Source organism: Pseudomonas sp., assembly GCF_035277045.1.
GTDB lineage: Bacteria > Pseudomonadota > Gammaproteobacteria > Pseudomonadales > Pseudomonadaceae > Aquipseudomonas.
In genome coordinates this window covers 1-7,705 of sequence record NZ_DATELE010000075.1, presented here as the reverse complement: position 1 = coordinate 7,705, position 7,705 = coordinate 1, and the positions used below count along the sequence as shown (strand labels likewise).

General features: G+C 61.6%; 12 protein-coding genes. 5 read left to right on the top strand and 7 right to left on the bottom strand.

The annotated features are described in order from the left end of the window. Positions 1-134, top strand: a 134-nt coding sequence (locus VJS90_RS03205) for a hypothetical protein (RefSeq protein WP_324119031.1), incomplete at its 5' end; no start/stop codon positions are given. Between the two features lie 53 nt (positions 135-187). Here VJS90_RS03205 and VJS90_RS03200 read toward each other — a convergent pair. Both VJS90_RS03200 and ptrR read right to left on the bottom strand, forming a co-directional pair. After that, positions 188-313: a PA1414 family protein gene (locus tag VJS90_RS03200; RefSeq protein ID WP_324119027.1), complete on the bottom strand. Its 126-nt coding sequence runs from the start codon at positions 311-313 to the stop codon at positions 188-190. A gap of 124 nt (positions 314-437) precedes the next feature. Then, positions 438-1,331, bottom strand: coding sequence for a putrescine utilization regulator PtrR (gene ptrR / locus VJS90_RS03195; protein WP_324119025.1), 894 nt, complete (start codon positions 1,329-1,331; stop codon positions 438-440). 105 nt (positions 1,332-1,436) lie between these two features. Here ptrR and VJS90_RS03190 point away from each other — a divergent pair, with 105 nt between their 5' ends. Next, on the top strand, positions 1,437-2,615 hold the full coding sequence (locus VJS90_RS03190) for an MFS transporter (RefSeq protein WP_324119023.1): 1,179 nt from the start codon (positions 1,437-1,439) through the stop codon (positions 2,613-2,615). Here VJS90_RS03190 and VJS90_RS03185 read toward each other — a convergent pair. From VJS90_RS03185 to VJS90_RS03170, 4 genes are all read right to left on the bottom strand, one after another. Beyond that, entirely contained in the window at positions 2,566-3,492 is a 927-nt protein-coding gene (locus VJS90_RS03185; RefSeq protein ID WP_324119021.1) for a DMT family transporter, read from the bottom strand. The genes VJS90_RS03190 and VJS90_RS03185 overlap by 50 nt on opposite strands. Positions 3,493-3,589: 97 nt before the next feature. Then, the gene (locus VJS90_RS03180) at positions 3,590-3,994 is read right to left on the bottom strand and encodes a transcriptional regulator (protein WP_324119019.1); all 405 of its coding nucleotides are present in this window, start codon (positions 3,992-3,994) and stop codon (positions 3,590-3,592) included. Positions 3,995-4,267: 273 nt separating this feature from the next. Further along, the gene (locus VJS90_RS03175) at positions 4,268-4,567 is read right to left on the bottom strand and encodes a DUF3077 domain-containing protein (protein ID WP_324119017.1); all 300 of its coding nucleotides are present in this window, start codon (positions 4,565-4,567) and stop codon (positions 4,268-4,270) included. 110 nt (positions 4,568-4,677) lie between these two features. Beyond that, positions 4,678-4,905, bottom strand: a complete 228-nt coding sequence (locus VJS90_RS03170) for a hypothetical protein (protein WP_324119015.1) — start codon at positions 4,903-4,905, stop codon at positions 4,678-4,680. A gap of 501 nt (positions 4,906-5,406) precedes the next feature. On the opposite strand from VJS90_RS03170, the gene VJS90_RS03165 reads away from it, so the two are divergent. The 3 genes from VJS90_RS03165 to VJS90_RS03155 all read left to right on the top strand — a co-directional run bounded on the left by VJS90_RS03165 (position 5,407) and on the right by VJS90_RS03155 (position 6,373). Further along, complete coding sequence (locus VJS90_RS03165; protein WP_324119029.1) at positions 5,407-5,709, top strand: type II toxin-antitoxin system RelE/ParE family toxin; 303 nt, start codon at positions 5,407-5,409, stop codon at positions 5,707-5,709. Further along, the gene (locus VJS90_RS03160) at positions 5,702-5,995 is read left to right on the top strand and encodes an addiction module antidote protein (protein ID WP_324119013.1); all 294 of its coding nucleotides are present in this window, start codon (positions 5,702-5,704) and stop codon (positions 5,993-5,995) included. The genes VJS90_RS03165 and VJS90_RS03160 overlap by 8 nt, the downstream gene beginning before the upstream one ends. A gap of 108 nt (positions 5,996-6,103) precedes the next feature. Continuing rightward, on the top strand, positions 6,104-6,373 hold the full coding sequence (locus tag VJS90_RS03155; RefSeq protein WP_324119011.1) for a hypothetical protein: 270 nt from the start codon (positions 6,104-6,106) through the stop codon (positions 6,371-6,373). Positions 6,374-6,406: 33 nt separating this feature from the next. Here the strand turns inward: VJS90_RS03155 and VJS90_RS03150 are convergent. Further along, positions 6,407-7,705, bottom strand: a 1,299-nt coding sequence (locus tag VJS90_RS03150; protein WP_324119009.1) for a DEAD/DEAH box helicase, incomplete at its 5' end; no start/stop codon positions are given.

The following is a 7,705-nucleotide window of genomic DNA, read 5'->3' as shown; positions in this document are numbered from 1 at the left end:
TGCTGTTCTTCATGCTCAAGGACGGGCTCGAGGCCAATACGCCGATCTACTACAGTCTGGCAGCGGGCCTGGTGAGCTTTGTGGTGGTAAGCCTGTGCTCCCGTCGCACAGTGGGCGCCGTGAACCTGGCTTGATCCATGTACAAAAAAGCCGCTGCGTCCCGAAAGGGTGCGGCGGCCTTTTGCGTTCAGCGGCGTCGTGGTTGACGTTTACGCTCTTCATCGGTGGGGATCGGCACCGGCTGTAGCGGTGGCGGGATCAAGCCCAGCGCGACGGCGAGGTCGTGGAGCCAGTTGTACAGGTCGTTTTTCATAGTGCCCCCTTTACGGGTCAGCCTCACGGCAAATCAATCCAGCGATGCTTCATACAGATCATAGACCGATGTCCTGTATTACGCATGCCACTATTCCTACAGATGTATGCGAGTTTGCCGGGTTTCAAGCCGTGTAGGCGACTTCCGACGGCTGGTTAACTGTTTCACCTTGTTGCAGGTCGATCCAGGCCTGCAGGTTCGCCCCGCACATGCCTTGGCGCCACATCAGCCAGGTGGTGGCCTGATCGAACGGCGCCTGCAGCCGGTGGGCCACCACCCGCTCCCGGCCAGGCAGGCTGTCGAGCATCGACTGGGCCATCAGCGCCACGCCCGCCCCAGCGATCACGCAGGCGAGCATGCTTGGGTAGGACTCGATCTCCATCACCCGGCCCATGGGCGTGTGGTCGTGGGCATACCAGGCTTCGAGGCGCATACGGTAGGAGCACCCCTGACGGAAGGTGAACACGGCGCGCCCCGCGACGTCGCGGGCGCTGCGCACCTGCGGATGCTCGGGGCTGGTGATCAGCACCAGGGTTTCATCGCACAGCGGCACGCCGTCCAGTCCGGCCAGGCTGGGCGGACCGTCCACCAGTGCCGCATCCAGGCGATGGCTGAGCAGCCCTTCGAGCAGCTCGCCACTCGGCGCGGCCTGGACCTGCAGGTTCACCGCGGGGTAGGCCTGGTGATAACGGGCCAGCAACGCCGGCAGGTGGATCGCGGCCGTGCTGAACATCGTGCCCAGCGCGAAATCACCTGCCGGCTGGCCGCCCTGCACCGCTGAAATCGCCTGGTCGCGCAGGGCCGATAACCGCGCCGCGTAGTCCAGCAAGACCTTGCCCGCAGGAGACAACTGCAAGCGCTGGCGCTCGCGCAGGAACAGCTCGACGCCCAATTGCTCTTCCAGCTGGCGCAGGCGCGTTGACAGGTTCGACGGTACCCGGTGCAGGCGCTCGGCAGCACGGGTGATCGAGCCTTCCTCGGCCACGGCCTGGAAAATGCGAAGCTGGCTGAACTCCATACCTTTCTCCATAACAGAACAACTTGATCATCATTATTCAATTTTAATGAACATGAAAGACCTCTAACCTGCCGGTCATCGAATACATCGCGCAGGATTCTTCTCATGTCGTCACTCATACAACTGCTGGCCAGTGCCGTTGCCCTGATGATGGCGATGGGTATCGGCCGCTTCGCCCTGACCCCACAACTGCCCCAGCTTATCGCCGAGGGCCAGTTCGACCTCACCGCCGCAGGCCTGGTGGCCGCCGCCAACTACCTGGGGTATTTCCTCGGGGCTGTCGACGCGATGTTTGCCCGTCGTCCCGCGCAAATACGTGGGCGGCTGCATGCCGGGCTCTGGCTGTGCGTGCTGCTGACCCTGGCGTCCTGGGCCGTGGAAGGGTTCTGGAGCCACCTGCTGCTGCGCTTTGGCACCGGGGTGGCCAGTGCCTGGGTGCTGGTGATGATCACCAGCTTGACCCAACAACTGGCGGCGGCGCACAACCGGCCGCGGCTCGGCGCGCTGGTGTTCGCAGGGCCTGGCCTGGGCATCTGTGTCACCGGCCTGCTGGCGCTGGTCGCGCATGTGCTGGGCCTTGGCTCGGCGGCGCTGTGGCTGATCTATGCGGGCGCTGCCTTGGTGATGCTGCTGGCGGTGGTGCGCTGGCTGCCGCGCCCACAAGAGCCGGCCGTCAACCTGAACACCGCCACGGCGCGTCCCAACCGTCAGCTCGGAATCGGCCGCCTGGCCGTGGTCTATGGCTTGTATGGCGTTGGCTATATCTTGCCGGCCACTTTCTTGTCGCAGATGGCCAGCCAGCGCTTTCACGGTCAGTGGCAGGCGGACCTGTTCTGGCCGGCATTCGGCCTGGCGGCGGCGCTAGGAGTCGTGCTGGCGGGGATGCGTCGTCCGGGCCGGACCACGCCATGGCTGGTGGCAACGCTCTGGCTCCAGGGAGCTGGCGTGCTGGCCTGCCTCATGGGCGGCGGACTCGGCCTGGGCTTGGGCGTGGTGTTGTGCGGCACGCCCTTCCTGGCCTGCATGCAGCTGGTGATGCAGCGCTCCCGGGAGCTCGCGCCCCATGCCAGCCAACGCAACGCGGGCTTGCTGACCGCCTGCTTCGCCTTGGGTCAGCTCAGCGGCCCGCTGCTGGCGGCGCTGAGCAATCACTTTGCCGGTAGCCTGCAGCCGGCACTGCTGCTGGCGGCAAGCGGACTGGGGCTGGCCGGGGTGCTGATGCTGGTTGGCCCTGCTAGCCCAGCACCTTGCGCAACTGCTGCCGCACCCACGGCTCGGCGCTGACCAGAACGACCCCGAACAGCACAAGAACGGCGCCGAACACAAAGTTCAGGCTCAGGGGCTCGCCCAGCAGAACGACGCCAAACGTCACCCCGAACAGCGGCGTGATGAAGGAGAAGACGGCGAGGTTGGAGGCCAGGTATTTGCGCAGCAGCCAGAACCAGGTCAGGTAGCTGAAAAAGGACACCACCAGGCCCTGGAACAGCACACTGCTGATCGACAGGGTCGTCAGGGTGACCCTCCCGATCTGCCCGGTGAGCAGGGCGATCAGCAGCAGGCCCACGAAGCCCACCAGCAACTGGTAGAACAAGGTCAGGGTCGCGGGAGCTTCCGACAGCCGCGAGCCGCGCACCACCACGGTGGTCGCGCCCCAGGCAAGCCCCGCCAACACGCCGAAGGCATCGCCAAGCAGTGTTCGGCCATCAAGCTGGTCGAGCGAAAGTCCGCCGGCAAAGGCCAGTGCGATGCCGACAAATGCAATCAAGATGCCCAGCCATTGCAGCGTTCGCAGTCGCTCGCTGGGCAACATGAAGTGCAGGCCCAACGCCGTGAACACGGGGGCCGTGTAGAGAAACACCGACATGTGCGCGGCCGAGGTCAGCTTCAGGCCCTCGGCGATGAACAGGAACTCCAGGCCGAACAGCGCACCTGCCAGCAAACCACCGCGCCAGGTGTTGCCGACCTGATCCCAGCCACCGCGCCAGCAGATGAGCAATCCCACCAGTAACGCGGCGATGCCTGAGCGCAGAGCCGCTTGCATCACCGGCGCGATGTCCACGGCAGCCCATTTGATCATCACTTGTTGACTGCCCCAGATCAGGCAGAGCAGCAGCATTATTTGCAGCGCGAAAGCATCGGTATTCTTGCGGGCCACGCTCATGGGCGTGTCTCTTTTTTCATCGAAGGCATGGGTAAGGCTCGGCAGCTGAAATGGATCCAGCACCGATTATCGGTCTGCCTGCCCTGCCCTTGCCAGCCTAAATTACGCCGTGGGCAATCTGCGAGTTGGCCGCAACGCGGTCGAAGGTGGCCTCGTCCAGCGCATCTTCCTGTTGATCCAGGACATCGCGTGGGTGCACCTCGCCCGGAAAACTGCTGTCGATCAGGCTCAGCAACTGCGAGCCGCGCTGGGTCAGCACGAAGTTCTCGCCATTGCCGCCATCCTGCTCTGGCCGGGTTTCAATGAACGCGCGCTCGAACAGCAGTTTTTCGTATTCGCATGCCCGGGTCTTGAGATGATCCAGGTCCCCGACCGGCTGGCCTTGCGCCGCTTGCGCTGCGGCATGCTGCTCGGCATAGGGCCGCGGGGTGAAGCTTTGACCGGCGCCGTTCTGCACTTCGTGCAGCAAGCGTTCGACCAGGTTCCAGTCGTAGGTACGCATGGAGGTGACCTCCTGTTGTGGTCTTATGGGGACTACACAGGTGGGACTGGTGGGAGGGTGAAAGCGTTCCGATGAATACTCTCCGGCGGGCATAGACGGAGCTAAAGGCATTTTTAGTTCAGCGTGGCGAAAGAAACTGTCATCCAGTTGAGGGATATCGGACATATCGATGTCGCTGTCTTCCTGACTGGCCAGGGTCCAAATCGGTCTTCGAAGTTGGGCGTGGAGTGCCTCTGGCAAACGAGGCAAACCACGCCTCTTGCGGTGACTAGCCTAGCGTGCAGGCCCTGTCATCATCCCGTGAGCGATATCCTCGACCAGCGCCTTGGCCATGCCGCTCAGGTAATGCGCCCCCCACACCAGGATGTCGTCCCGCTCGACCCCGGCTCGCAGGGTCATCTGGTAGACGCAGTCCATCAGGACCGAGGCCTGTTCCAGGGCATATTCGGCGTCGTGGCCTGGGGTCACCTTGAACAGGCGGTCGGCGATACGGCCGCCGATGCCTTCGCCGAAGCTGCCTTTGCCGGTGGTTTTGTAGTGGTTGGTTTTCTTGTTCGATGGATCGCTCGTCATACATTTCTCCAGACTGTAGTGCAGAACCTGTGGGAGCGGCCTTGTGCCGCGATCGGGCGCCCCGGCACAAGGCCGCTCCTTCAAGGGGTTGTGTGTGCCCTACTGAGGCGCTAGTGCCGTGACTGCACTTTGCTCAATGCCATTTCCACCAGAACCTGCGCCCGGTCAATCTGGTGCATGGTGGCCATGGTCAGCAGTTGACCTGGAGTCTGGGAATCGAGCAGTACCGTCTGGTAGGCGACGGTGGAGGCGCAGGCCAGGTGCTCGGAGGTCTGGATGAGGAGGTCTTCCAGGGAGTGGCTTTGGTGATGGGGTGGGTCGGGGACGATCTTTAGCATTGCGTAACTCCGATATCGATAGGAGCTACCACATCTCTGCTGTCAAACAAATGGTGGCAGCGGTACGCGGGTTGACAGACCGAGGATATCGGAACTCGGCGCACCGAAGTGCCCCACGTACAGCCGCCAGGAAGCGACGCACAAATGGTCCGAAAATCAGGGATCGGTCTGTCAAAACCGGTCGTTGATGAGCAACGACGGATCGAGACTAGGACTCGAAAGGGACCAGTGCAACTACTAAAAGGCTCTAACAGTATCTTTGGGAAATGGACTACAAGGAATAGGGTAAGTCTGAAGATTGTGTTTAAAACTGCAGAAAACCGGAGCGGGCATGCATCAAGGCGACCAGGCGCGTGTCTTTGTTGTTCTGGCGCCCTGGCGATCGAGCGCCGCCCGCGCGGTTTCACCGAATTTACCCACAATGCCGCTTGGGCATTTCCTACAAAAAGTTCGGAAGGGGTTGCCTTACGCAAATCGTATTTTATAAACTACATTCCGCGGATGAAAAAAATCCAATCCACTACCTTCGTTCAGTGGCTCGCGAAGCTGAAAGACGCTACCGGCAAAACTCGGATCGTCTCTCGAATCAACCGCCTGACCGAGGGCTTACCAGGTGATGTCAGCCCCATAGGAGACGGCATCAGCGAATTGCGAATCCACTACGGGCCTGGTTATCGAGTGTACTTTCATCAGCGCGGTACTATTTTTGTGATTTTGCTCTGCGGTGGTGACAAGGACAGTCAAAGCCGCGACATCGAGACCGCGCAGAAAATCTTACGGTTGTGGAGGACACAACATGGCTGAGACATTTACCGAATTTGATCCTGCCGATTACCTGCATACGCCTGAAGCAATCGTTGAGTTCATGAACGACGCGCTCGAAACGGGGGATGCTGGCTACATTGCCAAAGCATTGGGTGTGGTGGCCAGGGCGAAAGGCATGACGCAGCTTTCCAAAGAAACAGGGCTTTCGCGCGAGCAGCTGTATCGTTCTTTCAGCGCCAAGGGAAATCCAACGCTAAAAACGTTTCTCACTGTCATGAAGGCATTGGGAATCGACATGACGGCTCGGTTGCACGTCGCCCACTAACGTCTGTCAAAGGCAACAACCACCGCGTTGGCAGATCGCCTGGAGACATACTTGAACTAACCTCAACCCCCAGCATCCACCGCCTACCATCCCACTGGAGGCCGCTCCATGAAACCCTTGCTCCCCCTGGCCCTCGCCGCCAGCCTGTTCTGCGCCCTGCCCGCCTGGGCCTGCACGCTAGAAGAAGCCACGCAAAAGCGTGAGGACCTGGCAAAACTGGTCACCCAGCTCACCGAGCAAAATCCACAAAAGGCCAAGGAAATAAACGAAGAACTACAGGGGATGAAGCTCGACAGCGCGAGCAAGGACTTGCCGGATAAATGCCAGCTGATCGATCGCAGGTTGCAGGAACTTAAAGCGGCAGAGAAGAAAACCTGAAGCCAGCCCCCGAAGGAGCTGGCAGATCAATGCTTACTCAGCAGCAGGCGTGCGCTTCTTCAGCGGCGCCATGCCATCGGCGCTGGCCAGTGGGGCCTTGTTGCCGCGCGGGCCGGTCTTGCGTTTGGTCAAAGGCTTTTTCTCGCCCTTCTTCTCGCCCTTTTTCTTCTTGGTACCCACAGCCTTGCCCGAGGCCTTGACCTTCTTCGGCCCACCGTAGGTGCCTTTGACTTCCTTGATCACGCGGCGATCGAACTGCTGCTTGAGGTAGCGTTCGATGCTGGACATCAGGTTCCAGTCGTTGTGGCAGATCAGCGAGATCGCCAGGCCTTCGCCACCGGCGCGGCCGGTACGGCCGATGCGGTGCACATATTCGTCACCACTGCGCGGCATGTCGAAGTTGATCACCAGGTCCAGGCCGTCGATATCCAGGCCACGGGCGGCGACGTCGGTCGCGACCAGCACCTTCGAGCTGCCCTGCTTGAAACGCTCGATGGCCAGCTTGCGATCTTTCTGGTCCTTCTCGCCGTGCAATACGAACGCCTTCACGTCCTGGGCCACCAGGTGACCGTAGATGCGGTCAGCCGCGACGCGGGTGTTGGTGAAGATGATCGCCTTGTCGTAGGTCTCGTTGGCCAGCAGCCACTGGATGATCTTTTCCTTGTGCTGGTCATGGTCGGCCGTGATGATCTGCTGGCGAGTACCCTCGGCCAGCTGGCTGACGCTGTTGAGCATCAGGTGCTCGGGGTCCTTCAGCACCTTGGCGATCATGTCGCGCAGGCCGGCACCGCCAGTGGTGGCGGAGAACAGCATGGTCTGCTCGCGGTTGGCGCACTCGCCGCACAGGCGTTCGACGTCTTCGGCGAAGCCCATGTCGAGCATGCGGTCGGCCTCGTCCAGCACCATCACCTGCACGTGTTCAAGCTTCAGGTTGCCGGCATTGAGCTGCTCCAGCAGACGACCCGGGGTGCCGATCAGCACGTCCGGCACCTTGCGCAGCATGGCGGCCTGTTCCTTGAAGTCTTCGCCGCCGGTGACCAGGCCTGCCTTGATGTAGGTGAACTGCGAGAAACGCTGCACTTCCTTGAGGGTCTGCTGGGCCAGCTCGCGGGTCGGCAGCAGCACGATGGCACGGATTTCCACGCGACCGCCCTTCAGGTCGACCAGGCGATTGAGCATCGGCAGCACGAATGCCGCGGTCTTGCCGCTGCCGGTCTGCGCGGTCACGCGCAGGTCACGCCCTTGCAAGGCCAGGGGGATGGCCGCCGCCTGCACCGGGGTCGGCTCGACAAAGTTCAGCTCGGACACGGCTTTGAGCAGGCGTTCGTGCAG

Excerpts from the sequence above, each read along its gene's own strand:
- VJS90_RS03200 (WP_324119027.1), bottom strand. The coding sequence starts at position 313 with ATGAAAAACGACCTGTACAACTGGCTCCACGACCTCGCCGTCGCGCTG.
- ptrR (WP_324119025.1), bottom strand. The coding sequence starts at position 1,331 with ATGGAGTTCAGCCAGCTTCGCATTTTCCAGGCCGTGGCCGAGGAAGGC.
- VJS90_RS03190 (WP_324119023.1), top strand. The coding sequence starts at position 1,437 with ATGTCGTCACTCATACAACTGCTGGCCAGTGCCGTTGCCCTGATGATG.
- VJS90_RS03185 (WP_324119021.1), bottom strand. The coding sequence starts at position 3,492 with ATGAGCGTGGCCCGCAAGAATACCGATGCTTTCGCGCTGCAAATAATG.
- VJS90_RS03180 (WP_324119019.1), bottom strand. The coding sequence starts at position 3,994 with ATGCGTACCTACGACTGGAACCTGGTCGAACGCTTGCTGCACGAAGTG.
- VJS90_RS03175 (WP_324119017.1), bottom strand. The coding sequence starts at position 4,567 with ATGACGAGCGATCCATCGAACAAGAAAACCAACCACTACAAAACCACC.
- VJS90_RS03170 (WP_324119015.1), bottom strand. The coding sequence starts at position 4,905 with ATGCTAAAGATCGTCCCCGACCCACCCCATCACCAAAGCCACTCCCTG.
- VJS90_RS03165 (WP_324119029.1), top strand. The coding sequence starts at position 5,407 with ATGAAAAAAATCCAATCCACTACCTTCGTTCAGTGGCTCGCGAAGCTG.
- VJS90_RS03160 (WP_324119013.1), top strand. The coding sequence starts at position 5,702 with ATGGCTGAGACATTTACCGAATTTGATCCTGCCGATTACCTGCATACG.
- VJS90_RS03155 (WP_324119011.1), top strand. The coding sequence starts at position 6,104 with ATGAAACCCTTGCTCCCCCTGGCCCTCGCCGCCAGCCTGTTCTGCGCC.